The sequence below is a fragment of the Elusimicrobiota bacterium genome, assembly GCA_028718185.1.
Lineage (GTDB): Bacteria > Elusimicrobiota > UBA8919 > UBA8919 > UBA8919 > JAQUMH01.
Genome location: JAQUMH010000001.1, coordinates 432,655 through 457,960, shown reverse-complemented (window position 1 = coordinate 457,960; position 25,306 = coordinate 432,655). Strand labels below are relative to the sequence as shown.

Sequence of the window (25,306 nt, the reverse complement as noted above, 5' to 3'; positions counted from 1 at the left end):
AAAACCCTAAAACCCTATAACTCTATAACTTATACGTAAAGGAGAAAAGAATGAAGACATCGGTAACTATGGTTAGTGTAGCAGATTATTGGAACAAGGGTAAAATGGATGTAGAGGGTTTTATAAAGTTCTGTGCCGGACTTGGTGTTGATGGAGTAGATATAACCGATTATTATTGGAAAGACAGGGAAGCGGAAATAAAAAAGATACCGGCATGGCTAAAAGAAAATAAAATATCATTAGCAGTGTTTGCTATTGGAAATAAATTTACTACTTCTTCCGAGGAAGAAATGAACAAGCAAATAGATTATGTCAAAAGGGGAATAGATACTGCCCTGCGACTTAATACAGATAAAGTAAGAATATTTGGCGGAACCCACGAGGAACTAAGCAGAGAAGAATCACTAAAAAAAGTGAGGATTGGTTTAGAGAAGTGCCTGCCATACGCCGAGAAGAACAAGGTAATACTTGCATTAGAGAATCACGGTGATTTACCCGGTTTAAGCAGTGAAATATTAGATATAATCAAAGAGTTTAAGTCAAAATATTTAAAATGTACTTTGGATATAGCTAATTTTATGTTTGATAACATGACTAAAATTGAAGATTCAGTGTCAGCCACAAAAAATATTTTAGAGTATGTTGTTCATGTACATGCAAAGGATATTAAATACGATAAAGACCACCGTACTATACCATGTGTTGCAGGCGAAGGATTTATAAAAATAAAGGAATGTTTCCAGATACTTAAAGACAATAATTACAAAGGTTACTTGTCGCTAGAGTTCGAAGATGAAACAATTGATGTAGTAGAAGGAGTAAAGAAGAGTATAAGTTTCTTTAAGAAAACCTTGAAACAGATTTCTTAAAAAAAATATTGATTATTTCTCATTTCATTACACATCGCACATAGCACAGTTTTATAATAAGGGGGTTTGTAGCATGATCGATATACACACGCACATAATAACCGCCTGGGATGCGGAGCCGTTAACAGAAGAGAAACTTTTAAAAAAAATGGACGAGTTGGAGATGGAAAAATTTGCAGTTTTGCCGGTTGGACCAAGTCCTGAAACACCATATTTTTATTTTGGTCCTGAAGATGTATTGGAAGCATACCACCGTCATCCTGACAGGATAATACCTTTCTGTAATTTAGATCCGAGGCAGGGATATAACTCACCTAAAACAGATTTTACCTGGATACTGAACAAGTATAAAAGTGAAGGATTTAAAGGGTTGGGAGAACTTACCAGTAACCTGTATTTTGACGACCCGTTGTGTATGAATTTATATCATTATTGCGGAAAATTCAAGCTTCCTATAACATTTCATCTATATAATGAGTTTGGCGGCACTTATGGATTAGTAGATGATATCAACTTGCCAAGGCTTGAAAAAGCACTAAAGGAGTTTCCTGAAACGATATTTTTAGGACATGCGATGGCTTTTTGGTCGGAAATAAGTGCAGATATAGATGAAAAAACCCGTGGCGATTATCCAAAAAATGCTATAAAATCTCCCGGTAGATTACAGTATTTACTTAAAAAATATCCTAATTTATATGGAGATCTCTCTGCGGGTTCCGGGTATAATGCTATATCACGTGATAAAGAATACGGATACAAGTTCCTTGAAGAATTTCAGAATAAATTATTATTTGGAACGGATATAGCCAACGTGGGACAAAAAATACCGATACTGGATTATTTCAAAAATATTAAGAAGGAAAGCAAAATATCAAAAATAGCATTTGATAAAATAACCAAAAACAATGCAATAAAATTATTTGATTTATAAAGGAAAAAAATCATGTTTATTGATATTCATGTTCATGTTCGTAAAATCCTGGGATTTCCTAGTGGGAAAGTACAATCTTATAATACTCCGGAACAGTTAATTGAGCGTTATGATAAGATTGGTATTGAAAGTGCAGTAATGCTTCCGAATGTCAGTCCCGAATGCGAAATTGTGCCTCAGTCCAATGAGGAAGTCATTGAAATAAGCAAACAATATCCCGGCAGGTTTATTCCATTCTGCAATATTGACCCGAGAGCGATGACTAATTCAGCTGATGCCCCCTTAGGAGACATACTTAGGTTTTATAAAGACAAAGGTTGTAAGGGCATAGGTGAAGTTTTAGCTAATTTACCGTTCAATAACCCGTTAGTTCAAAATCTTTTTAAACATGTTGAACAAGTTGGTTTTCCTTTGACATTTCATATTGCACATCAAATAGGCAATACTTATGGTTTATATGATGATCCGGGTTTACCGCTGTTAGAACAGAGTTTACAATTATTTCCAAAACTTAAATTTCTTGGACATTCTGCAGCTTTCTGGTCGGAGATAGCATTTTTAGAAACACCCGGAGACAGGTTCGGGTACCCGAACTATCCGGTCAAAGAAGAAGGGGTGGTTCCAAAATTGATGCGGCGTTATCCTAACATGTTAGGAGATCTTTCTGCTGGTAGTGGCTATAACGCTTTATCGCGAGACCCTGATTATGCTGTAAAATTTCTAAATGAATTCCAGGACAGGCTTTATTTCGGAACAGATATCTGTACACCGCTTACACACACTAAACTGGTTGATTTCTTACTTAAACTTAGAAGTGAAAAGAAAATAAGCGAAACAGTGTTTCAGAAAGTAGCAAAAGAAAACGCAAAAAAATTATTGGGGCTTGGATAATAGGAATTTTTCCCTACTTAATGAATAAAAGAGATGATAAATTTGTATTTAATGATGTTCTTAATAAATATGAAAAACCATTAATTAACTACCTTTATAAATTTCTTGGTTCCCGCCAGGATGCTGAAGATGCAGCACAAGAAACATTCCTAAGAGTTTATCAAGCAATTGATAAATATGAACCCACTGCAAAATTTTCCACTTACCTTTACAGAATAGCTACAAACTTTGCTTTAAATTTACAAAGAAGAAGGAAAATTATTAAATTTTTTTCACTGGACTGGCTACAGCATACCGAAGAAGACGATTTTCCTGTACAGTTCCCTGATTTAAAACAAAAGGACTCGCAGCAAATACTTGAAGAAGAAGAAACTACAAAAAAAGTAAGAATTGCACTTTCTCAATTACCATCTTTACAAAAATCTGCGGTTATACTTTCTTTTTATGAGAATAAGTCATACCAGGAAATATCTGAAATACTTCAAAAAAGCATACCTTCTGTGGAATCCCTCATTTTCAGAGCAAAGAGCAACCTTCGTAAAAAGATTAAAAACCTCTAATTTTAATTTAACCTTATTTTAATCAATTATTTGTATAATCAAACCGTTATATAATAATTCTAAAATTTATGAGATTGCTTCACCTTTGGTTCGCAATGACAAAGGGAGTATAGTCATTGCGAGGAACCCCGTTTAGCGGGGCAACGAAGCAATCTAACTTATTGCCCGCAAGTTTTTCAGGGTTCAAGTGTTTATATTAGTGGAGGTGTAACATGGATAGAATAGATGTTTTACTTAAAAATATCAAAGAAATTGAACCATCAGAAAATTTCAGAAGAAATTTCTGGAAAGCGGTTGATAAAAGAGAGAAAAGATTTTCTTATTATGCATTATTGAAGTTCGTTCCGTCAATTTTTATCATTGGCTTAATTATCGGTGTTTTTACAGCGAAGGGGAAACTATACCATCCATCGGACGAACAAACAAAAATATTTTCGATAAAAGGTATAGATTCATTTAGTGATTTTATTTTTAAGGGGATTAAACAATGAAAATAGGAAAAGTGATTTTATCTATCATCATAATAGCAGTGGTTTTTACTGCAGGTCTTTATATTGCAAGAAAAGTTTGCCATGCTACAGAAATTCAATCATTGACAAAAAAACTAAATCTTTCTCAAGAACAACTTAAAGAATTCAATCTGTTGGAAATGCAATATAATGCGGATATAAAATTACTTTGTAACGAATTACAAGGAGAGCGAGAACAACTAAATATACTTATTCAAACTTCTAAGGATTTAAATAATAAAACAATTTTAAATTGTCTTAATAGAATAAATGTAAATCAATCTAAACAACAGAGAGTGACTGTTCAATATATGTTGAATATAAAAAAAATATTAGATCCCGACCAGCAAAAAATATTTTTTTCAGTTGTTAGTGAAGAATTATGCAGCAAATGTAAGAGAATGGGGGATGAAAAATGTTTTTGCGGAAAATGCGAATAATAACAGGTTCATTTATTAGATTTTTTGTAGCGGTGGGATTGCTATCCCACGGTTTTTTTATTGTTCTATTTTCAGAACCTCAAAATGTTATAACATTAGATTCTCTAGTGAATGAAGCAAGACAGAATAATCCTGAAATTATTGCTGCAAAGGAAAGTTGGAACGCATCTAAATCAAGAATCTGGCAGGATAGAAGTTATGAAAATCCGCAGTTATTTTTTGATTGGGAAAGAATGCCTAAAAATAATTTTAACATAAACGATGCAGAAGAAAAAATGGTCGGGGTAACCCAAATGGTTCCTTTTCCCGGTAAACTTTCAATAAAAGGAAAAATTGCAAAATATGAAGCAGAAAAAAGTGAATGGGAATATAAAGGAACTGAATTAAAGGTTTTGTCGGAATTGAAAATAAGCTATGCAATGTATTTTTATGTTAGCAAATCAATTGAAACATACAAACAAACTGCTAAAATTATGGACGGTTTCAGTAAGGTTGCCGAATCAAAATACGTTGTCGGTAAAGCGACTCAGGGTGATGTTTTGCGAGCGCAGGTTGAGACATCTAAAATGTTTAACATGATTATAACAATGGAAAAGGAAAAAGAAACTATTAAAGCAGAAATAAATTCTATCATAGGTAAAGATGTAAGCAGTGAGTTAGGCGAACCCGAAGATTTGATGCCAAGTCCGCAGGTAAAAAACAGCTGGGATGAAATAAAAAAATTAGTAATTGAAAATAATATCGAAATCAAACAGCAAAATGCATCAGTTTCAAAAAGCAAGTGGGCAAAGAAAATGTCAATGGCTGAGTTCTTACCTGACTTTGACTTAACGTATCGTAACAGAAAGATGATGACCGGAGAAAAAAATCAGGATTTTATGGTTGGATTTACGGTACCGTTATGGTTTTGGAAGCCTGCACTCGGTGTTAAAGAGATGTCAGATGAATTGAAAATGGCAGATTCGGAAAAGAAAGGTACGGAACTAATGACTGTATATCAGGCAAAAGATTTTTATGTAAAATTAAAAACCGCTGAACGGTTGATAGAACTTTATCGTTCCAGTGTATTACCTCAAGCTGAGCAATTATTAAGAATAACCGAGTCTTCCTATCGTTCAGACAAGGATGATTTTTTGAATTTGCTTGATAGTGTCCGGACTTTGTTGGATTTCCGGCTTGAATATTACAAATATATTGCGGAATATTATCAGAATCTTGCTGTCCTTGAGAAAATTATTGGTTCTAAATTGGAGGATTAAAATGATAATTAACAGAAAGTGGGAAGTGGGAAGTGGGAAGTGGTTGTGGAAGTGTTTGCTTCTGTTATTTGTTTATTACATACTGCTTCCTGTTTTTTTCGTTTCTTGTTCAAAAAAAGAAATATCAAGTCAGGGAGTTAACAAGCAAATATCCCAAAAATATCAGTGTCCTATGCATCCTACTTATATATCAGATAAGCCCGGTAATTGTCCTATTTGCGGAATGAAATTGGTGCCGATGAAAGAAAAATCCGTTCCTCAACCTATGAAAAAGAAAATCATGTACCGCTCTTCAATGAATCCAGGCGAAATTTCCGGCAAACCGGGCAAGGATTCTATGGGTATGGAAATGGTGCCATATGAAGTTGATGAAAATAGTCCGGCAGGGACATCCAAAGTAGAAGGTCTGTCTAAGGTTACAATATCGGAAGAAAAACAGCAGCTAATAGGTGTAAAAACCGGAATAGTAAAAAAACGGAAAATTATTTTTGATATCCGTGCTTCAGGCAGAGTAGCTCATGACCCTGAACTTTACAATGCTATTGTTGAATACAAACAGACACTTGATAGGCGGAAGGAACTTGTTGCTGAAAATGCCTTAAATACTAATGAAAACGAGCAGGAATCCCAAATAGGGATTCAACAGGCAGACTCACTTTTAGATTCCTCAGCACTAAAACTAAAACACTTGGGGTTATCCGATGACCAGATTACGGAATTATCAAAGAGTTCTGAAACATTTACTAATCTTATTTTAGTAGGGAAGCCTGGCGGAACTGTCTGGATATATGCTCAGATTTATATGTCTGAAGTTGATTTGGTTAAACCGGGACAAATTATGGATGTCACATCCGTAGCTTTACCCGGAAAGACATTTTCCGGGGTGATAAAGGCAGTTGATACGTATTTAGAGAGTGAATCCAGGACATTACGGGCAAGGGCGGAAGTGTCTAATCCTGAAGGATTACTTAAACCTGATATGTATGTGGATGCTGTTATTCATGTTGATTTCGGCGAAAAGATTGCTGTTCCGGAAGAAGCAGTCATTGATACAGGGACAAGACAGGTTGTTTTTGTAAAAAAAGGGGCAGGCCTGCCTGCCGATAGGCAGGGAGTTTATGAGCCCAGGGAGATTAAAGTCGGACATAGTGCAGAAGGATATTACGAAATTATTTCAGGACTTTCAGTTGGAGAAGAAGTTGTAACTTCAGCAAACTTTTTAATTGATTCAGAGTCAAGCTTAAAATCAGCGATAGAAAAATAGACTACGGCGTTTGATGGGGGGATGAACGAAACACAATTGTAGTTGCACGCCCTTGGCGTGCCAAATATGTGAGCAGAGCTAAGCAAACAACGTCAGGAGAATTAAACATGGACGATAAAAATTTAAAAGATAATAATGTAGTTGCCGACCTTGGTCGGCATAATTTAGGGTTTCTTGAGAAAATCGTTGGGTTTTCTGCAAAGAACAAGTTTTTGGTTATAATTTTTACTGCTGTTGCTGTTGCAGTAGCTATTTATTGCATAAAAAATATCCCTTTAGATGCTATACCGGATTTATCCGATACCCAGGTTATAATATATTCTCGCTGGGATAGAAGCCCCGATGTTATAGAAGACCAGGTTACTTATCCGATTGTTACTGCAATGTTAGGTGCACCTAAAATTAAAGCGATTAGAGGATTTTCAGATTTTGGTTTCTCATATGTATATGTAATTTTCCAGGATGGAACTGATATATATTGGGCGAGAAGCAGGACACTGGAGTATTTAAGTAAAATACTCCCGCGTCTTCCAGAAGGCGTTAAAACAGAATTAGGTCCTGATGCAACCGGTGTCGGCTGGGTATATCAATATGCCCTTGTAGATAAAACGGGAAACAATAGTTTAGCGGACTTAAGAAGTTATCAGGATTGGTATCTCCGATACTATATTCAATCAGTTCCGGGAGTGGCGGAAGTTGCATCAATCGGCGGATTTCAAAAACAATATCAGGTAAGTATAAATCCAAATGCACTCGTATCATATAATATTCCTTTAATGAAAGTGATTGAAGCAATCAGAGACGGCAATGATGATGTAGGCGGAAGATTAGTGGAGTTTTCCGGTGCCGAGTACATGGTTCGCGGAAGGGGTTATGTTAAATCAAAAATAGACATTGAAAATATTGTTGTCGGAAAAGATATGAGCGGTACTCCGGTATTGATAAAAAATATTGCAAAAGTAGAACTCGGTCCTGAAATCAAAAGAGGTATTGCAGATTTAGACGGAGAAGGAGATACAGTAGGCGGAATTGTTATAATGAGACAGGGGGAAAATGCATTAAATGTTATAAACCGTGTAAAAGCAAAAATAAAAGAAATAGAACCGTCTCTCCCGAAAGGAGCAGAAATTGTAACTACATATGACCGTTCAGAGCTTATACTTAAAGCAATATCTACATTAATACACCAGCTTAAAGAAGAATTGATTGTTGTTTGTTTGATAATTCTTTTTTTCTTATGGCATTTTCCGTCCGCGATAGTGCCGATAATAACCATTCCTCTATCCGTAGTACTGGCATTTATACCGATGTATCTTATGGGACTTACTGCAAATATTATGTCTTTATCCGGAATAGCTATTTCAATAGGAGTATTATGTGACGGTGCTATTGTTGAAGTTGAAAATGCATACAAAAAACTTGAGATGTGGATAGAAGGCGGAAAAAAAGGAGATTTTCACGAAATCCGCATACAAGCATTACAGGAAGTTGCTCCTTCCATATTTTTCTCTCTCCTGGTTATTGCTGTTGCTTTTATGCCTGTTTTTACTCTTGTCGACCAGGAAGGCCGACTTTTCAGGCCATTAGCATTTAGTAAGAATTTAGCAATGGCTTTTGCAGCTGTCTTAGCGGTTACATTAGACCCTGCCATACGGCTTCTTTTCGTAAAAATGGATTATTCACATTTCAAACCAAGATGGCTATCTTCACTATATAATACGATTACTGTAGGGAAATATTATAAAGAAGAGAACCACCCGATAAGTAAAATTCTTTTTAAGATATATGAGCCGGTATGTAACCTTGTGCTGAAATATAAAAAGACAGTAATTATTACCGCAATTATTTTAATTATCTCAACGATACCTGTTTATTTTAAATTAGGTTCGGAGTTTATGCCGCCCTTAAATGAGGGTTCTATTTTATACATGCCGACAACTCTTCCCGGTATTTCCGTAACAGAAGCCCAAAAATTACTTCAGACTATGGACCAAGTACTAAAAAGCGTTCCGGAAGTAGAAAGAGTGTTTGGAAAAGCAGGCAGGGCTGATACATCCACTGACCCGGCACCGTTTTCAATGATGGAGACTACAGTTATACTGAAACCGGAAAAAGAGTGGCGTGAAGTTAAAAGGTGGTACTCATGGATGCCGGAAATTTTTAAGGAACCATTCAGACTTGTCTGGCGGGATAGAATTACATGGGAAGATATAATAAATGAGATGGACTCAAAAATGCAATTCCCCGGTGTCTCAAATGCATGGACAATGCCGATTAAGGCGAGAATTGATATGTTGACTACGGGTGTTAGAACTCCGGTTGGAATAAAAATCTCCGGTGGTGACTTAAAGGAAATAGAAAAAATCGGGACTAACATAGAAGTGATTTTAAAAGATACTAAAGGAACAAGAAGTATTTATGCTGAAAGGGTTGCAGGCGGTTATTTTGTAGACTTTGATTTAAAAAGAGAACAACTTGCACGGTATGGACTGAGTATAAAAGAAGCAGAGATGGTTATTATGTCTGCAATCGGCGGGGAACCTATTACAACAACAATTGAAGGTCGTGAAAGATATACAATAAATGTCAGGTATGCCCGTGAATTAAGAGATACTTTACCAAAACTGAGAAGGGTGCTGGTCCCGACAATGTCAGGCGCACAAATTCCGTTGGGTGAGCTTGCGGACATTCATCTTTCATTAGGACCTTCAATGATAAGAAATGAAAATGGACTTCTTACCGGCTATGTTTATGTTGATGTGGCTGGAAGAGATGTAGGGAGTTATGTTAGTGAAGCAAAAAAAATTGTTAAAGAAAAATTGACACTGCCAACCGGTTATTCGCTTTTATGGAGCGGACAATATGAAAATATGATGAGAGTAAGAGAACGGCTTAAAGTAATCATTCCGGTAACAATTTTCATAATTTTTCTTTTACTATACATGAATACAAAATCAGTAGTGAAAACTTTGACGGTTCTTCTTGCAGTTCCTTTCTCTTTGGTCGGAGCAGTATGGTTTATGTATTTACTTGGTTATAACGTTTCTATAGGTGTCTGGGTCGGAATGATTGCTTTGATGGGGCTTGACGCTGAAACAGGTGTGTTTATGCTTTTGTTCCTTGATTTGTCTTACAGTGATGCAGTTAAAAAGGGCAAAATGAAAACACTATCTGATTTAAAAGAAGCAATTATACATGGGGCGGTGAAAAGGATAAGACCTAAAATGATGACTGTTAGCGCGATATTTATAGGATTGATCCCGATAATGTGGTCAGCGGGAACCGGCGCTGACCTGATGAAAAGAATAGCGGCACCTATGGTAGGCGGCACTTTTACGAGTTTCATTATGGAACTTTTAATATACCCTGTAATTTATGAAATCTGGAAATGGAATTTCGAAATGAAAAAAGGCACAGTTGATATTTCAAAACTTACAACTTAATAATTCAAATAATAATAAACTATACTTCACTGACAGGGAACAGTATCATAACAGTAGTTGCCGACTTTGGTCGGCAAACCCCAAGCAGTTTACATGTTTGGGGTAAATATCTGCTAAAGGAGAAAAAATGAAGAAATTTGGTATTATCGTTATTATTTTGTTGAGTTGTTTTTTAACCAGTAATCGTGTGATTGCAGAGATGCATCATCACGAAGGAAGTGGAGAACAAAAAAATAAACAGGAGAAAAAATCAGCAAAGAAATCACCAGAAAAGAATGTAGGTGTTTGTCCGGTAATGCCGAATGAAAAAGCATCTGAGAAAAATTCATACATTTATAAGAATAAGACATATTATTTTTGTTGCCCGGACTGCTTGGGGAAATTTAAAAGTGACCCGGAAAAATACATTTCGAAAATTAAAGATATTAATTTAGAGGCATATCAATATGGTTTTTCACCGGACATAATTGTTGTCAAAAAGGGTGACATAGTAAAACTTACAGTTACATCCCGGGATGTTCCTCATGGAGTTTGTATAAAAAATTATGGAATCAAGGTAGTTGTAAAAAAAGGCGAATACAAAAAAATAGAGTTTTTTGCCGATAAAAGCGGAAAATTTGATATTATATGCTCAGTATATTGTGGTGAAGGACATTCTAAGATGAAGAGTAAACTGATTGTAGAAGAATAAGAGGGGAGGTAAAATATGGTTAAATATTATGTGTTTATTCTTTTTATTTTTGTTTTTTCTGCTTGTGCTAAAAAACCATCAGAAGAAATGGCTAAGTGTGCATCAGATGGAATGGAGATGAAAGCATCAGCAATGGTAAAGATGGATTATGATGGTAAAACATTATATTTTTGTAATGATGATGAGATGAAGAAATTTATGTCCGAACATCATAAAGTAGCTTCTTGAAAATTATTAATTATATTGTAATTAATAGAATAATATTTAGACTGATATGCCAATATGTTTATCAGGATATCAATCGCCGACCATAGTCTAATGTGTGGTATAACTTAAATAATGTTTAGTTAAAATAACAGGTGTTAATGGTTTTAGTTAGCATGTGTAGTTATCTTTACAAGAAAAATATTTTAAAATCTGTTATTATAAAAACAGATAAAGCAGGAGGGATGAAATTATGCGTAAAATCAATGTTTTTATAGGTACAGTATTATTAGGTTATTTGCTAAGCAGTTCTCCTATTTTTGCTATGTCGTGTCATGAAGGTGGAGAGGATGAACACAGCCAACATACAGATGGAAAAATATTAGAGAAAAAAGAATCAACGAAACCAATTGAAACTAAAGAACGATTTTATTCATCGATTTACGTATGTCCGATGCATCCGGAAGTCCAAAGTGAAAAATCCGGAAAATGTCCGAAATGCGGTATGAACCTTGAGAAGAAACAATTGTTGTTGACGTATGCTTGTCCGGAAAAAGATTGTGATTATCAAAAAGCAAAACCGGGTAAATGTCCTCACCATGATAAAGAACTTATCAAAACTGAAGTTAAGTATCATTGTCCAAAGTGTGGTGAACAGGTCAATCCCGAAGATTTGAAACTAAAACCTGTGAAATAGTTGTAATAAAAAACGCTAATACATACTAAAGTAACGCGAATTATTCACGAATATTTGTGTTAGATTTGCGATAATTTGTAGGGTGTTAAAAATGGTAAAAGATTTAGTGTGCGGAATGGAAGTAGATGAACAAAAAGCAATAAAATTAGAAGAATACGGTAAAACCTATTTTTTCTGTAGTGAGTATTGCAAAAATAAATTTATTGAAAATGAAAAAAAATTCGACCAACCTGCTGACCTGGATCCAAACCGGCAAAATACTATTTACACCTGTCCTATGCATCCCGAGATCAAACAGAACAAACCAGGGAATTGCCCAAAATGCGGAATGTCCCTTGAGTTGAGAGATATTATTGACTCAGAAAACAATAATGAGGAACGTTCTTTATCCATAAAATTCTGGCTTGGATTATTTTTGACAGTCCCTGTTTTTATTTTGGCATTAGGAGACATGTTCCCCGGTTTTAATTTTTCGGCACTGTTATCTTCTTCTATTTCGCGATGGGCTCAGTTAATAATATCAACACCTGTTATTTTTTGGGCAGGTGGAATGTTTTTCACAAGGGCGTGGTATTCTATTTTAAATAAAAGCCCAAACATGTTCACTCTTATAGCAATGGGGGTAGGTACTGCATATGGATTTAGTGCTATAGCAGTTGTGTTTCCCGGCATATTTCCGGAATCACTCAAAGACAAAGGAGCGATAAGTCTTTATTTTGAAGCAGCATAGGTAATCACTGTATTAGTGATTTTAGGCCAATTATTAGAAGCAAAAGCCCGAAGAAGAACAGGTTATGCTATTAAATCATTGCTTGGTCTTGCTGCTAAGGATGCTCATCGTATTATAAATGGCAAAGAAGAGAGTGTTGTTATAGATAAGATTCAAAAAGGCGATATCTTGCGTGTAAAACCTGGTGAAAAAATACCAATCGATGGTGTTATTGTTGATGGCAAAAGCACTGTTGATGAATCAATGATTTCAGGAGAACCCATACCGGTAGTTAAGAACGTTGGCGATCGTGTTATTGGTGCTACTGTTAATCAAACAGGCAGTTTTACCATGCGAACTGAGAGGGTGGGTTCCGAAACGTTGCTTTCACAGATTGTTCATATGGTGGCTGAAGCTCAACGTAGTCGCGCTCCTGTACAAAAACTTGCAGATCAGGTTTCCGGTTATTTTGTTCCTGCGGTTGTTGTATGCGCTGTTGGCGCTTTTATTGCCTGGTATATTTGGGGACCAGAGCCTTCTTTGGCATATGCATTAGTAAGTGCAATTTCTGTTTTAATTATAGCATGTCCGTGTGCGCTTGGACTGGCTACGCCAATGTCAGTGATGGTTGGTGTTGGAAAGGGGGCACAAGTTGGTATTTTGATTAAGAATGCCGAAGCAATAGAAAAAACAGGAAAAATTACGCATATTCTTGTTGATAAGACAGGGACTTTGACAGCAGGGAAACCGCAAGTAACGTCCTGTATAAGTGCAAATTATGGAGAAGAAAAATCATTAATAAATATATCGGCTTCACTTGAACAGAGTAGTGAGCATCCATTAGCCAAAGCTATTATTGATTATGCTAAAGAAAAAAATGTGAATTTTAAACCTGTTAGTGATTTTCAGTCAGTAACAGGAGGCGGTATTAAGGGAACATATAATGGAAAAGCATCATTACTTGGGAATCAGAAGTTTATAGAAAGTTTTGATATTAGACCTTCAGATGAGTTGCTAAGCAAGGCTTCCGTGCTTTATCAAAAAGCTCAGACTGTTGTTTGGGTGGCAGTTGAAAAAAAGGTAATAGGTATTCTTGGCATCTCTGACCCTATAAAAGAAACTACGCAGAGTGCTATATCTGAATTGCACAATATGGGGTTGAAAATTATTATGCTTACAGGTGATAATCATAAAACTGCTGAAGCAATTGCCAAAGAATTAGATATTGATGATATAAGGGCTGAATTGAAGCCCAAAGATAAACAAGAAATTGTTAAAAAGTTTAAAGAAGAAGGCACTATTGTTATGGTAGCAGGTGACGGTATAAATGATGCACCTGCATTAGCGGAAGCAGAAGTTGGCATTGCTATGGGTACAGGAACCGATGTAGCTATTGAAAGTGCAGGCATAACATTAGTTAAAGGCGATCTAAGAGGAATAGTAAAAGCAATTCGTTTAAGCAAGGCAGTAATGAAGAATATTAGGCAAAATCTTTTTTTTGCTTTTGTTTATAATACACTCGGGATACCTATTGCTGCAGGAATTTTATATCCTTTTTTTGGGTTACTTCTTAACCCCATGATTGCAGGACTCGCTATGAGTTTTAGTTCGGTATCCGTAATTAGTAATGCACTTAGACTGCGAAGATTGAAGATGTAATTTATTTAATTAAAGATAAGAATTGGAGATGAGTAATAAGGGATTTAAAATATAAAAGTTCAATTCAGAATAGTTGTTGTTCTAAGGGAAATAAGTATAAGTATGAATATCGTGGTAAAACAATGAAAAAATAAATAATAACCCCGACATTCAATCAGGATGAATGAATGATTTAGTGGAGAAAATAAAATGAAAGAAAAATATATTGGTCTCCTTGTTGCACTAATTACAGTGCCGATAACAGTTGGAATTGCTTTTTTGCTTCCAAAACAAAATGTATTGAATTTCTTTACAATACTGCTTATGGGTATTGCCGGAGCTTATTTTGGATTTGCTTTTTCTGGTTCCACAAGCAAAAAAGACGTTTTTATTGAAGTGTCTAATGTTGTTATGTATATCGCGTTGCTACTTCTCAGTATAATAGTAACGCCATATTTTCTTATCGCAGGTTATTTCTGGCATGGCATATGGGATGCTATTCACCATGAGAAATTAAGAATAGTTAAAACCAAGGTACCTGAATGGTATATTGTCAGTTGCACATTCTATGATTGGGCTGTTGGGATTTTCCTGATATGGTGGCTTTCAGTATAATCAAGGTACAACTTGTGGGTGGGGATGATGTTTCGGAGCTTCTCACTTTGCCGCTGCTGTGAAATTGGAGAACGGGAATATAGCACACAGTTTTATGGCTCTCTGCGACTTGTTCGGATGGTAGAAAAAGGAGGTTTAGAAAATGAAGAAATATAGTATTGTTTTTATTGTGTTATTAGGTTATCTTTTAGTCAGTAACATTATAATGGCAGAGATACATCAGCACGATGGAAGTGTAGAACAACATAAACATGAGAAAAAATCAGCAAAGAAATCACCAGAAAAGAATGTAGGTGTTTGTCCGGTAATGCCGAATGAAAAGGCATCTGAGAAAAATTCATACATTTATAAAAATAAGACATATTATTTTTGTTGCCCAGACTGCTTGGGAAAATTTAAAAGTGACCCGGAAAAATACATTTCCAAAATTAAAGATATCAGTTTAGAGGCGTATCAATATGGTTTTTCACCGGACCCAATTGTTGTCAAAAAGGGTGACATAGTAAAACTCACAGTTACTTCTCGGGATGTTCCTCACGGAGTTTATATAAAAAATTATGGAATCAAGGTAGATGTAAAAAAAGGCGAATACAAAAAAATAGAGTTCTTTGCCGATAAAAGCGGAAAATTTGATATTTTATGTTCGGTATATTGTGGCATGGGACATTCTAAAATGAAAGGAAAGTTGATTGTAGAAGAATAAAAATCCGTAAATAAGGAGTTTTAGAAAAAATGAAAATATTTAATATGTTTATAGTAACAATGCTATTGGGTTATTTGCTTGGTAGTTCTCCGGTATTTGCTATGGCATGTCACGGCAGTGACGGTGACGAACACAGTGAACATAAAGATGGAAAAAAGCCAGAGAAAGAAGAATCAGAAAGAAAGATTGAAGCAAAAGAATCTTTCTATTCCAGTGTTTATGTCTGTCCTATGCATCCGGAAGTGCAGAGTGAAAAATCTGGAAAATGTCCTAAATGCGGTATGAATCTTGAAATGAAACAGGTGTTATTGACGTATGCTTGTCCAGAAAAAGATTGCGATTATCAAAAAGCAAAACCTGGTAAATGTCCACACCATGACAAAGAACTTATCAAAACTGAAGTTAAATATCATTGTCCAAAGTGTGGGGAACAGGTTAATCCCGAAGAGCTAAAATTGAAACCTGTTAAATCCTAAATTAGAGAATAAATTCTATTATAACATTCCTGAAAAAGTCTAAATCCCCTTGATTTTTGTGTTTTCCTGTGTATAATAACTTAATCGTGAAAATTTTAATAGTAAGGTTAAGTTCCATTGGTGATATCATCCTATCTACACCTTTAATTAGATGTCTGCGGAATAAGTTTCCTGATGCTCAAATTGATTTTATCCTTAAAAAAGAATATTCTGAATTGCTTTCCCGAAACCCGTACATTTCAAATCTGATCTTATATGATGGAAGGGTATTTGAGTTTTCTAAAAGGTTAAAATCGGAAAAATATGATGTTATCATTGATATACACCGGAATTTCAGAAGTTTTTTACTATTGCTCTTTGCCGGCACTAAAGTCTTAAAATATAAGAATTTTGCATTAAAGCGATTCTTTTTAGTAGAATTTGGAATAAATCTTTACAAGGAGAATATACCGGTTTCAAGAAGATATTTAGATACTGTCCGGCCGCTTGGTGTTTTGGATGATAATAAAGGATTAGATTTTTTTATTGACGAAAAAGTGAATAACAAGACTAATATATCAGGGAATTGTATAGGATTTTGTCCGGTTTCTGTCTGGAAGACAAAAAGATGGTCTGAAGAATATTTTGTTAAGCTTGCCGGAAAAATATTAGAAACTTACAATCATGAAATAATGTTATTCGGCGGTAAAAATGATTTTCAATATTGTGAAAATATAAAAAATAAAATCGGAAATAAGGCAAAAAATCTTTGCGGGCTTTCTTTTCAGGAATCAGCCTTGTTACTTAGAAAATGTAAATATTTATTTACAAATGATACAGGACTTATGCATGTAGCTGAAGCGCTAAAAGTTCCGGTCGCTGCTTTTTTTGGACCAACTGTTAAAGAATTCGGGTTTTATCCCGATATTAAAACATCTTATGTTTTTTCAAAAAATCTTTCTTGTAAACCATGTTCAACAAAGGGTTCAAATATATGTTCTGTCGCTGATTTTAAATGCATGAAAAACATTTCTGTCGAGGAGGTTTTTTTACACTGTGCTGCTAGTTTATAATATACTGGTTGGTTTTAGCTTTGTTTTTATTATTCCATTTTTTTTATGGAAATATAAGCTTGGCCTTTTTAATAAGGTATCGGTCGGGAGCCTGCAGCGGCTTGGGTTTTATGATATAGAAAAAGGTAAATATATATTACTCCACGCTTCTTCTGTCGGGGAATTAAGAACAGTTACAATGTTTATTGTAAAATTGAAACAGATGTTTCCTGAAAAGAAAATTTTAGTATTAACAATGACACCATATGGATATAAATATATTTTTGAAAAAAATATTGCCGATAATGTCATATTTGCGCCTATCGATATCCCGTTCTGTGTGGAAAAACTATTCTTCAATGTAATACCTGAAATGCTTATACTTGTCGAAAGCGAGCTGTGGCCCAATTTAATATTTTCAGCGAAAAGAAAAGGTGCAAAGATTATTTTAATAAATGGGAGAATGTCTGATAAGAGTTTTAAAAGATATCTATTTATAAGAGAATTTATGCGTGAGATTTTAAAAAAAATTGATTTTATTTGTGCCAGAGAAGAATCGGATAAGAAGAAGTTTATCACCTTGGGATATAATTCTGTAAATGTAGTTAAAACCGGTAACATGAAATATGATATAAAGTCCGAAGTTCGAAGTCCGAAGTCCGAAGTCAAAAAAAAGGATTTTGGGTTTGTGGAGGATGACTTAATTTTTGTCGCCGGGAGCACCAGGGAGAAAGAAGAAGAAATAGTAATAAACGTTTATAAAAGACTTATTTCGGATTTTAAAAATCTTAAATTAATAATTGCACCTCGTTACCCGGAAAGATGCAATGAAATAGAAAAGCTTCTTCAAAAAGAAAATCTAATATTTACACGCCGTTCCCAACTTCCCACTGCCAACTTCCCACTTCCTGCTTTCAACTGTCTTTTACTTGACACCATGGGTGAGCTTACGGATGTTTATTCTATCGGAACGGTTATTTTTGTCGGTGGTAGTCTTTTCGATGGTGCTGGCGGGCATAATATGCTTGAACCGGCAGAACTTGGCAAAACAGTTATATTTGGAAAATATGTTAAGAATTTTAAAGAATCTGCAAAATCTTTAATTTCAGGTAATGCAGTTTTTCAAATAAATGATGATAATGAATTATTTGACAGTGTTTTTAAGCTGTTGAATGATCGTAATATGAGGACTGAAATGGGAAAACGGGCAAGGGAAATTGTCATAAGCCAGCGTGGGGCGACCGATAGAAATCTAAAGGTAGTTTCGGAGTTATTAAAAAATGCTTAAATTATCAACAGCAATCGGAAGTATGCCGTATAGTAACGAGAAAATAGCAACTAAGATTATGTCAGAAAACCTTGGTATTCCCGTATGGCCGCAGCTACCAAAAAGAAATTTCAAGGAAAATATGTATGTTCAGTATTCCGAAGGTTTTCCTTGTCTGGTGGTTGATGAAAAAAACCAAAAAATATATTTTAATATAAAAGACAACACCTTGCCGGGTTTAGAAAAGTTTTATGAGAAAATTATTGCTGACGATTTGGAATATTTTAAGATATCTTCAGAGTATGCAGCAGGATTATATGAATTTATTTCCCTACTTTCTACTTCCCACTTCCCACTTCCTGCCGTTAAGGGTCAAATAACCGGTCCCATTACATTTGGTCTGAAAGTTACCGACCAGGATAACCGTTCAATATTTTACAATGAACAGTTCAGCGATGTAGTAGTGAAAGCACTGACAATGAAAGCACGGTGGCAGATAAGAAAGCTTAGAACTTCCGCCACACAGATTGGCGGACAGGTAGACTCAGCACTCAGCGTTATTATGTTTATAGATGAACCGTATCTATCGTCATTTGGCAGTGCCTTTACCCAGGTGTCCCGCGAAGATGTCATAAAATATCTTAGTGAGGTAAGCGACGGGATACATTCAGAGAATGCGTTATCTGGTGTTCATTGCTGCGGTAATACCGATTGGTCTATTTTGATGGATACTAATATTGACATAATATCTTTTGATGCCTATAGTTGTTTCGACGGTTTAACGCTTTATCCGGATAAATTGAATATGTTTTTGCAAAGAGGTGGTATTTTAGCGTGGGGGATAGTGCCAAGTTCAGATGCAATAAATACCGAAACGATAAGTTCAGTAACTTCAAATTTTACAAATAAAATGGAATATCTTGTTAAAAAAGGAATTAATGAAAAAGCAGTCAGGAGCCAGTATCTTATTACGCCCTCATGCGGGGTAGGTTCCCTTCCTGAAGAACTAGCAAAAAAAATTATTATTTTTACAAAAAACCTGGCGGAAAATATAATTAAACTATGATAATAGCAGTTGCAGGAAAAGGCGGGGTTGGAAAGTCAACCGTTTCATCTTTAATTGTTAAGCATCTAATAGAGAGGGGGAAAAAACCTGTTCTTGCTGTTGATGCTGACCCTAATGCAAATCTGGGATATTATTTAGGCGTTGATTATAAAATGACTGTTTCAGATTTAAGGGAAGAAGAATTTAAAAAAAACCCTTCAGGAATTTCTAAAATTGAATGGCTTGATATGAAAATGCAGGAGTGTATTACTGAAACGGACAAGGGGTTTGATTTGCTCGTTATGGGAAGACCTGAAGGACCGGGGTGTTATTGTGCGGTAAATAATATCTTGAGAACTTTCTTGAAAAAGCTAAATAAACAATATCCGTTTATTATCGTAGATAATGAAGCGGGAATGGAACATCTTTCACGGCTGACTAATGATGAAGTAGATACGTTGTTTATAGTTACAGAACCCACTAATATAAGTTTTCTTGCAGCCAAAAATGTTAAAAAAACAGCCGAAAGCCTGCCTATAAAAATCCACAAGAAGTATTTAATTGTTAATAAATTTAAAGACAAAAATACTAATAAGGTTGATGGTTTAGAAACAATAGGGAATATAAATTATAACGAAGATTTTTTTAATGATTTTGAAAATAAAAAGAATATTTTTGATATTGATAATGCCGAAATCAAAAATGATATAGAGAGTATTTTATTAAAATCAAATATTTTATGAAGAATGTTACTATCTTTGGACTTTTATTAGTTCTTGTTCTGGCCGGCTGGTGGGCGAACAGAAATTTTAATTATCCGTATCCTGCACCTTTGAATATAGTCACTGAGAAGACACAATCGCTTGATTTTGCGGGGTTGCTGTTTGGTATGAGGAGATTATTTGCCGATGTGGTTTGGATTCAGACACTTCAATATTATGGCGGTAGCGGTTGGCAAGACAAGGTTAGTGAAGAAGATTATAGTAAATATGAAAAAGACACTAAAAAAAAAGGTGAATATGGAAGATACAGATATTTTTTGGATATGTGCCGGCGTTGTGTCAGGATAGACCCATATTTTAAGTATGTATACGGTTTTGGCGGCGCTTCACTTGCATGGAATCTTACCCGTTATGATGAAGCACTGGAACTTCTAAATGAGGGTATTGAACATAATCCGCAATATTATCCTTATCATTTATATGCAGCTGCCATTGTTTTTTCAAAAGAAGGTAAATTTGAAAATGTTATTAAGAACCTCGAAATAGCTGCGAAATATCCGGATTGTCCGTTTGAAATTAAGTTGATATTGGGTAATATTTATAATAAATATGGGAGATATGATGACGCTGTAGATATTTGGCTTGATATATATTTTACAGAAAGAAATGCAGGTAGAAAGGAAAAAGCGAAAGAAAACCTGATTGAAATTATAACAGAGAAAAAAATATCTCAAAAGTCTTTTGAAAAAATAAAAGAAAAAATAGGAAATATAGAAACACAGTAATGGTGGGACTGTAATTGTCTTTGTCGTCATCCTGAACCGAAGGTGAAGGTTCTTGTTTTTACTGTATCTGTTTAATCGTAAAGGCAGATCATTGGTCTATATTCTCAAATTAGGTTGGCGATTAGGTATCCATAAAAGTTTCAGATTTGATATCTTAAGGCATTTCCTTGGTTTTCCAACGGCAAAACAGTAAAATCACAATGTCACTTAATTGCAATTAATCTTGCATTTTAAATTCGCTCTGATTATTCCATATATAAGCAGAAATCAAAATAATAAATATATGAAAAAAATATTTACATTTATTAAAAATAATATTTATAAACTATTATTACTATTGCTTATAGAAATAACTTTTTTTATTTTAATTTTTATTATTCCTCAAGTTAGAGAAATATTTAATGATTTTGGGGTGGTGTTACTTCCTAAGCCAATCAGGATAATATTTTTTCTGTCTAGAATCTGGTTTATAGTTTTATTATCGATAATTGCAATTTATTGTTATATAGTTATAGGGAAAAACACTAAAATCGTTAAACTGTTGAATATTTTTCTATTGATTGTAATAATATTATTAACTATTGGAATGTTTATGGTTATGCTTATGCCGGCGATTGGAATGTCAGTTTACAAATAAAGTAACTTATAAAATAAGGACATTTCTGGTGTTGTAAGTATGATTTCTTCAGTTTTAAACAGAAGTTTACATTAAAAACTCAAAATGATTTTGCCACACTTTCTCTTCTAAAGCATAATATCTTAATATTCTAACTTCGCAGTTTATTTAGAATTTACCGGCAGGTTCTTTTACGAAAAGTGTTTTTGTGAAAATTAATTCTTACCCAGTACTCTAATCTTTAAGGGCTCACCTCAAGAAAAAAAATTATGAAAATAAATAAACTTATTGACAAGAATCTAAACTAATACTATAATAGTCTTAGATAAGGGATAATATGAAGTTTTTTAAGAAAAATACTGACTATGCGGTAAGGGCTGTTATGAATCTCGCCCAAAATAGAGACAGGTTTGTGTCTTCAAATGAAATTTCAAAGGAAGAAAATGTTCCGCTTTATTTTATGAGGGGTATTTTACAAACTTTGACAAAAAAAGGCCTTATTCTTTCCAAAGAGGGAATAAGTGGCGGGGTTAAACTACAAACTGATGTAAAGGACATTCGTATTTCAGACCTTATTAAGATGTTTCAAGGCAAAATTGAACTTTCTGAATGCATGTTTAAGAATAACATATGTCCTAATCGTTCAATTTGCGTCATAAGAAAGAGAATAAAAGATGTGGAAAATAAAGTTTTAGCAGAATTCAATAATATCACAATTGATAAATTGCTTAAGGATGTGTTGTTAAAAAATAGACAAGAAGGCATTGAATAAAATATTTAATTATTTCATTACACATTCTTTATGTTTTTAAGGGGGGAGGTGATAAAATATGGAGATAGTAAATTTTATTAACACTTGTGTTGAGAAAGGTTATGACTGGTCTGAAGGGGAACATGAAGGAAAACCCGGGTATTTTGTCGGATGCCAATGGCTGGATACTGTTGCACATTTCACTCAGAAAGCAATAGAGAGTAATGAATGGGCAATGCTTGATAAGCAAGTTACTCAAGGTAAGAATGTTGAACATATTACCAGGATAGTCGGGTATTTTTCAAGAATAGAAAACTGGAATAAAAGTAAACTCGGCGAATTAAGGGATAGACATAACGGCGATTATAGAATAGAAAAGTAGTATTATAATATTGTTGAAAAACCTTTTATGTCGTGTCGTTGCGAGAGCCGATTCGTCGGCTCGTGGCAATCCCGGTTTTGGCTGGCTCATTTTATGAGATTGCCCCATGAATGGGATCTTCGACTTCGCTGTCACCTGCCTACCGTCAGGCAGGCTCGCAATGACCTGCTAAAAGGGATCCCATTATAAATTAGAGTAAAGATTATGGCCATAAGAAAAATTATTTGTATAGATGAAAAGAGGTGTAACGGGTGTGGACTATGTGTTACCGGTTGTCCTGAGGGCGCAATACAAATTGTTGATGGTAAAGCAAAGTTGGTTGGCGACTTATTGTGTGACGGTTTAGGTGCTTGTATTGGTAATTGTCCCCAAGAAGCCATTACTATAGAAGAGCGGGAAACGGAAAATTATAACGAGAAGAAGGTTATGGAAAATATAATCAAAGGAGGCGATAATCTTATAAAAGCACATTTAAAACATCTTAAGGAACATTCGCAAATTAAGTATTTAGCTGAAGCAGAAAATATCCTTAAAGAAAAAAACATTAAAATACCGGATATAAATAGTGATAATATGGATAAACCAGAGTGCAGTTGTCCCGGTTCAAAATCAGTGGATTTTAGAAAAGATACAAACATAAAGAAAACCGGAAAGAACAATAAAAATATTTCTTTAGATTCTGAACTAAAAAACTGGCCAGTACAGCTTCAACTGTTGAATCCAAATGCACCTTATCTTAAAAATGCCAATCTTTTAATAACTGCAGATTGTGTGCCTTTTTCATATGCCAATTTTCACAGCAAGTTTCTTAAAGACAAAGTGTTAATAATATTTTGTCCGAAGCTAGATAAAACATTACAGGAATATATAGAAAAACTTACAGAGATTTTTAAGATTAACAACATTAAATCAATTACAATAGTGCATATGGAAGTTCCGTGTTGTTTTGGTATCAGCCGGATTATAGAAGAAGCGTTGGGAAATTCCGGTAAGAAAATAGCTGTAAAAGAATACGTCGTTTCTATCAAAGGACAAATAATAAAAAAATAAGGGAGATATTTGCTTATGAATATGTTTTGCAGACAATGCGAACAAACCGCCGGTGGTAAGGGTTGTACTATTCAAGGGGTTTGCGGTAAAACATCGGACACTGCAATTCTTCAGGACCTTTTGCTACATAGTTTAAAAGGTATTGGAGTGTATGGAAAAATGGCAGATGAGTTGAAAGCAGAAGATGCGGAAGTTGACAAATTTATTGTTGAGGGATTGTTTACAACTGTAACAAACGTGAATTTCAATCCGGAACAGTTGCAAAAAATTATACTTAAATCATATGATATTAAAGAAAAAATAAAAAAATTATTTTTAGGTGCTTATAAGAAAAAATATAAAAAGACTTTCAGCGGTAGGTTACCGGAAGCAGCTGAATGGTCGCCGGAAAATTCTATTAATGGGCTGGTTGAACAAGGGAAAAAAGTAGGAGTCTTATCTAATCCTGGTTTAAATGAAGATATAAGGAGTTTAAGAGAGATTCTCCTATATGGTTTAAAGGGAATGGCTGCATATGCCGACCATGCGATTATTTTGGGAAGCAGCAATAAAGCTATCAATATCTTTTTTCATAAGGGATTAGCGGCGTTGGTAGACGATTCTCTGTCAAGTAATGATTTAATCGAGCTGATTATGGAGTTTGGAAAAGTCAATCTTTCTTGTCTTGAGATGTTGGATAAGGCACATACCGAATATTTTGGTAATCCAATTCCGACAGAAGTGTTTTTGGGAATGAAAAAAGGTCCCGCGATTGTTGTTTCAGGACATGACTTACCGGATTTAGAAGAGTTGCTGAAACAGACCGAAAACAAAGGAGTAAATATTTATACACACGGTGAAATGCTTCCTGCACACGGCTATCCGGTTCTTAAAAAATATAAACATCTTATAGGACACTTCGGTAATGCGTGGCAAAACCAGCAAAAAGAATTTGATGAGTTTCCTGTAGCAATTTTAATGACTACTAATTGTATCCAAAAGCCAAAAAGTTCTTATAATGATAGAATTTTCTCAACTGGTTTAGTGTCTTATTCCGGAGTCAAGCATATCTATTCAATAAATGGCAAAAAGGATTTTAGTGAAGTAATTAAAAAAGCATTACAACTTGGTGGTTTTAATCAGGATAAAGATAATAATAGAATAGTTGTAGGTTTTGCCCATAATGCAGTGTTATCCGTTGCTGATAAAATCATATATGCAATTAAAAATAAAACTATCAGACACTTTTTTCTTATCGGTGGTTGTGACGGTGCAAAACCGGGGAGAAACTATTATACGGAATTTGCTCAAAAAGTTCCAAAAGATTGTGTTATTATTACTCTCGCCTGTGGGAAATTCAGGTTTAATAAGTTAGAGTTTGGCGATATAGGTGGAATTCCCAGATTATTAGATTGCGGTCAATGTAACGATTCATATTCTGCAATAAAAATTGCTTCAGTATTAGCTGAACATTTTAAATGCAGTGTAAATGATTTGCCTCTTTCATTTATACTTTCATGGTACGAACAAAAAGCAGTATGTATATTACTAACTCTTCTGTCTTTGGGTATAAAAAATATAAAACTAGGTCCTTCGCTACCTGCTTTCATTTCTCCGAATGTATTAAAAATATTGGTTGAAAAATTTAACATCCAGCCAATTTCAACCGTTGATGAGGATTTGGAAAAAATATTGAATAGTGAAAACTAAATCTAATCTAAATTATTTAAGTTTTTTACAATCTATTTAAAAAATTGTTAAATATGACATGTGTGAGTA

General features: G+C 34.6%; 25 protein-coding genes and 1 pseudogene. All 26 read left to right on the top strand.

Annotation, left to right across the window (positions count from 1 at the left end; all coding sequences use genetic code 11):
* Nucleotides 1-50: 50 nt before the first annotated feature.
* Entirely contained in the window at nucleotides 51-869 is an 819-nt protein-coding gene (locus PHE88_02265) for a sugar phosphate isomerase/epimerase (protein MDD5686641.1), read from the top strand.
* Between the two features lie 73 nt (nucleotides 870-942).
* Entirely contained in the window at nucleotides 943-1,800 is an 858-nt protein-coding gene (locus PHE88_02260) for an amidohydrolase family protein (GenBank protein ID MDD5686640.1), read from the top strand.
* Nucleotides 1,801-1,812: 12 nt separating this feature from the next.
* A complete protein-coding gene (locus PHE88_02255; protein MDD5686639.1) occupies nucleotides 1,813-2,691 on the top strand; it encodes an amidohydrolase family protein in 879 nt (292 codons plus the stop codon).
* 20 nt (nucleotides 2,692-2,711) lie between these two features.
* On the top strand, nucleotides 2,712-3,251 hold the full coding sequence (locus PHE88_02250) for an RNA polymerase sigma factor (protein MDD5686638.1): 540 nt from the start codon (nucleotides 2,712-2,714) through the stop codon (nucleotides 3,249-3,251).
* 212 nt (nucleotides 3,252-3,463) lie between these two features.
* Nucleotides 3,464-3,742 carry a hypothetical protein gene (locus PHE88_02245; GenBank protein MDD5686637.1) on the top strand — a complete coding sequence of 93 codons (279 nt, stop codon included), beginning with the start codon at nucleotides 3,464-3,466 and terminating at the stop codon, nucleotides 3,740-3,742.
* Nucleotides 3,739-4,200, top strand: coding sequence for a hypothetical protein (locus PHE88_02240; GenBank protein ID MDD5686636.1), 462 nt, complete (start codon nucleotides 3,739-3,741; stop codon nucleotides 4,198-4,200). The genes PHE88_02245 and PHE88_02240 overlap by 4 nt, the downstream gene beginning before the upstream one ends.
* Complete coding sequence (locus PHE88_02235) at nucleotides 4,176-5,459, top strand: TolC family protein (GenBank protein MDD5686635.1); 1,284 nt, start codon at nucleotides 4,176-4,178, stop codon at nucleotides 5,457-5,459. The genes PHE88_02240 and PHE88_02235 overlap by 25 nt, the downstream gene beginning before the upstream one ends.
* Nucleotide 5,460: 1 nt before the next feature.
* Complete coding sequence (locus tag PHE88_02230; GenBank protein ID MDD5686634.1) at nucleotides 5,461-6,723, top strand: efflux RND transporter periplasmic adaptor subunit; 1,263 nt, start codon at nucleotides 5,461-5,463, stop codon at nucleotides 6,721-6,723.
* Nucleotides 6,724-6,830: 107 nt separating this feature from the next.
* A complete protein-coding gene (locus PHE88_02225) occupies nucleotides 6,831-10,166 on the top strand; it encodes a CusA/CzcA family heavy metal efflux RND transporter (GenBank protein ID MDD5686633.1) in 3,336 nt (1,111 codons plus the stop codon).
* Nucleotides 10,167-10,293: 127 nt separating this feature from the next.
* Nucleotides 10,294-10,857, top strand: a complete 564-nt coding sequence (locus PHE88_02220) for a cupredoxin domain-containing protein (GenBank protein ID MDD5686632.1) — start codon at nucleotides 10,294-10,296, stop codon at nucleotides 10,855-10,857.
* A 15-nt stretch (nucleotides 10,858-10,872) separates the two neighbouring features.
* Nucleotides 10,873-11,085, top strand: a complete 213-nt coding sequence (locus PHE88_02215) for a hypothetical protein (protein ID MDD5686631.1) — start codon at nucleotides 10,873-10,875, stop codon at nucleotides 11,083-11,085.
* Between the two features lie 229 nt (nucleotides 11,086-11,314).
* Nucleotides 11,315-11,758 carry a heavy metal-binding domain-containing protein gene (locus PHE88_02210; GenBank protein ID MDD5686630.1) on the top strand — a complete coding sequence of 148 codons (444 nt, stop codon included), beginning with the start codon at nucleotides 11,315-11,317 and terminating at the stop codon, nucleotides 11,756-11,758.
* A gap of 91 nt (nucleotides 11,759-11,849) precedes the next feature.
* Nucleotides 11,850-14,126, top strand: a pseudogene (locus PHE88_02205) (heavy metal translocating P-type ATPase).
* A gap of 189 nt (nucleotides 14,127-14,315) precedes the next feature.
* Nucleotides 14,316-14,720, top strand: coding sequence for a hypothetical protein (locus PHE88_02200; GenBank protein MDD5686629.1), 405 nt, complete (start codon nucleotides 14,316-14,318; stop codon nucleotides 14,718-14,720).
* Nucleotides 14,721-14,862: 142 nt separating this feature from the next.
* Entirely contained in the window at nucleotides 14,863-15,423 is a 561-nt protein-coding gene (locus PHE88_02195) for a cupredoxin domain-containing protein (protein MDD5686628.1), read from the top strand.
* Between the two features lie 29 nt (nucleotides 15,424-15,452).
* Nucleotides 15,453-15,899 carry a heavy metal-binding domain-containing protein gene (locus tag PHE88_02190; protein MDD5686627.1) on the top strand — a complete coding sequence of 149 codons (447 nt, stop codon included), beginning with the start codon at nucleotides 15,453-15,455 and terminating at the stop codon, nucleotides 15,897-15,899.
* A gap of 86 nt (nucleotides 15,900-15,985) precedes the next feature.
* Complete coding sequence (locus PHE88_02185; GenBank protein ID MDD5686626.1) at nucleotides 15,986-16,951, top strand: glycosyltransferase family 9 protein; 966 nt, start codon at nucleotides 15,986-15,988, stop codon at nucleotides 16,949-16,951.
* Nucleotides 16,935-18,218: a 3-deoxy-D-manno-octulosonic acid transferase gene (locus PHE88_02180; GenBank protein ID MDD5686625.1), complete on the top strand. Its 1,284-nt coding sequence runs from the start codon at nucleotides 16,935-16,937 to the stop codon at nucleotides 18,216-18,218. Before PHE88_02185 ends, PHE88_02180 begins: the two co-directional genes overlap by 17 nt.
* Complete coding sequence (locus PHE88_02175) at nucleotides 18,211-19,263, top strand: methionine synthase (GenBank protein MDD5686624.1); 1,053 nt, start codon at nucleotides 18,211-18,213, stop codon at nucleotides 19,261-19,263. Before PHE88_02180 ends, PHE88_02175 begins: the two co-directional genes overlap by 8 nt.
* Nucleotides 19,260-19,985 (top strand): AAA family ATPase, encoded by a 726-nt coding sequence (locus PHE88_02170; protein MDD5686623.1) that lies wholly within the window; start codon nucleotides 19,260-19,262, stop codon nucleotides 19,983-19,985. The genes PHE88_02175 and PHE88_02170 overlap by 4 nt, the downstream gene beginning before the upstream one ends.
* On the top strand, nucleotides 19,982-20,749 hold the full coding sequence (locus tag PHE88_02165) for a hypothetical protein (GenBank protein ID MDD5686622.1): 768 nt from the start codon (nucleotides 19,982-19,984) through the stop codon (nucleotides 20,747-20,749). Before PHE88_02170 ends, PHE88_02165 begins: the two co-directional genes overlap by 4 nt.
* A 283-nt stretch (nucleotides 20,750-21,032) precedes the next feature.
* A complete protein-coding gene (locus PHE88_02160) occupies nucleotides 21,033-21,386 on the top strand; it encodes a hypothetical protein (protein MDD5686621.1) in 354 nt (117 codons plus the stop codon).
* Between the two features lie 316 nt (nucleotides 21,387-21,702).
* On the top strand, nucleotides 21,703-22,137 hold the full coding sequence (locus PHE88_02155; GenBank protein MDD5686620.1) for an Rrf2 family transcriptional regulator: 435 nt from the start codon (nucleotides 21,703-21,705) through the stop codon (nucleotides 22,135-22,137).
* A 58-nt stretch (nucleotides 22,138-22,195) separates the two neighbouring features.
* Complete coding sequence (locus PHE88_02150; protein MDD5686619.1) at nucleotides 22,196-22,498, top strand: anaerobic ribonucleoside-triphosphate reductase; 303 nt, start codon at nucleotides 22,196-22,198, stop codon at nucleotides 22,496-22,498.
* A gap of 204 nt (nucleotides 22,499-22,702) precedes the next feature.
* On the top strand, nucleotides 22,703-23,548 hold the full coding sequence (locus tag PHE88_02145) for a 4Fe-4S binding protein (GenBank protein ID MDD5686618.1): 846 nt from the start codon (nucleotides 22,703-22,705) through the stop codon (nucleotides 23,546-23,548).
* Nucleotides 23,549-23,563: 15 nt separating this feature from the next.
* Nucleotides 23,564-25,237 (top strand): hydroxylamine reductase, encoded by a 1,674-nt coding sequence (gene hcp, locus PHE88_02140; GenBank protein ID MDD5686617.1) that lies wholly within the window; start codon nucleotides 23,564-23,566, stop codon nucleotides 25,235-25,237.
* Nucleotides 25,238-25,306 lie beyond the last annotated feature (69 nt).

Bases quoted from the DNA above. Each gene is read 5' to 3' on its own strand.
- PHE88_02200 (MDD5686629.1), top strand. From the start codon at position 14,316: ATGAAAGAAAAATATATTGGTCTCCTTGTTGCACTAATTACAGTGCCG.
- PHE88_02230 (MDD5686634.1), top strand. From the start codon at position 5,461: ATGATAATTAACAGAAAGTGGGAAGTGGGAAGTGGGAAGTGGTTGTGG.
- PHE88_02250 (MDD5686638.1), top strand. From the start codon at position 2,712: ATGAATAAAAGAGATGATAAATTTGTATTTAATGATGTTCTTAATAAA.
- PHE88_02225 (MDD5686633.1), top strand. From the start codon at position 6,831: ATGGACGATAAAAATTTAAAAGATAATAATGTAGTTGCCGACCTTGGT.
- PHE88_02235 (MDD5686635.1), top strand. From the start codon at position 4,176: ATGTTTTTGCGGAAAATGCGAATAATAACAGGTTCATTTATTAGATTT.
- PHE88_02175 (MDD5686624.1), top strand. From the start codon at position 18,211: ATGCTTAAATTATCAACAGCAATCGGAAGTATGCCGTATAGTAACGAG.
- PHE88_02240 (MDD5686636.1), top strand. From the start codon at position 3,739: ATGAAAATAGGAAAAGTGATTTTATCTATCATCATAATAGCAGTGGTT.
- PHE88_02210 (MDD5686630.1), top strand. From the start codon at position 11,315: ATGCGTAAAATCAATGTTTTTATAGGTACAGTATTATTAGGTTATTTG.
- PHE88_02215 (MDD5686631.1), top strand. From the start codon at position 10,873: ATGGTTAAATATTATGTGTTTATTCTTTTTATTTTTGTTTTTTCTGCT.
- PHE88_02165 (MDD5686622.1), top strand. From the start codon at position 19,982: ATGAAGAATGTTACTATCTTTGGACTTTTATTAGTTCTTGTTCTGGCC.
- PHE88_02150 (MDD5686619.1), top strand. From the start codon at position 22,196: ATGGAGATAGTAAATTTTATTAACACTTGTGTTGAGAAAGGTTATGAC.
- PHE88_02255 (MDD5686639.1), top strand. From the start codon at position 1,813: ATGTTTATTGATATTCATGTTCATGTTCGTAAAATCCTGGGATTTCCT.
- PHE88_02155 (MDD5686620.1), top strand. From the start codon at position 21,703: ATGAAGTTTTTTAAGAAAAATACTGACTATGCGGTAAGGGCTGTTATG.
- PHE88_02145 (MDD5686618.1), top strand. From the start codon at position 22,703: ATGGCCATAAGAAAAATTATTTGTATAGATGAAAAGAGGTGTAACGGG.
- PHE88_02170 (MDD5686623.1), top strand. From the start codon at position 19,260: ATGATAATAGCAGTTGCAGGAAAAGGCGGGGTTGGAAAGTCAACCGTT.
- PHE88_02245 (MDD5686637.1), top strand. From the start codon at position 3,464: ATGGATAGAATAGATGTTTTACTTAAAAATATCAAAGAAATTGAACCA.
- PHE88_02195 (MDD5686628.1), top strand. From the start codon at position 14,863: ATGAAGAAATATAGTATTGTTTTTATTGTGTTATTAGGTTATCTTTTA.
- PHE88_02265 (MDD5686641.1), top strand. From the start codon at position 51: ATGAAGACATCGGTAACTATGGTTAGTGTAGCAGATTATTGGAACAAG.
- PHE88_02190 (MDD5686627.1), top strand. From the start codon at position 15,453: ATGAAAATATTTAATATGTTTATAGTAACAATGCTATTGGGTTATTTG.
- PHE88_02160 (MDD5686621.1), top strand. From the start codon at position 21,033: ATGAAAAAAATATTTACATTTATTAAAAATAATATTTATAAACTATTA.
- hcp (MDD5686617.1), top strand. From the start codon at position 23,564: ATGAATATGTTTTGCAGACAATGCGAACAAACCGCCGGTGGTAAGGGT.
- PHE88_02220 (MDD5686632.1), top strand. From the start codon at position 10,294: ATGAAGAAATTTGGTATTATCGTTATTATTTTGTTGAGTTGTTTTTTA.
- PHE88_02260 (MDD5686640.1), top strand. From the start codon at position 943: ATGATCGATATACACACGCACATAATAACCGCCTGGGATGCGGAGCCG.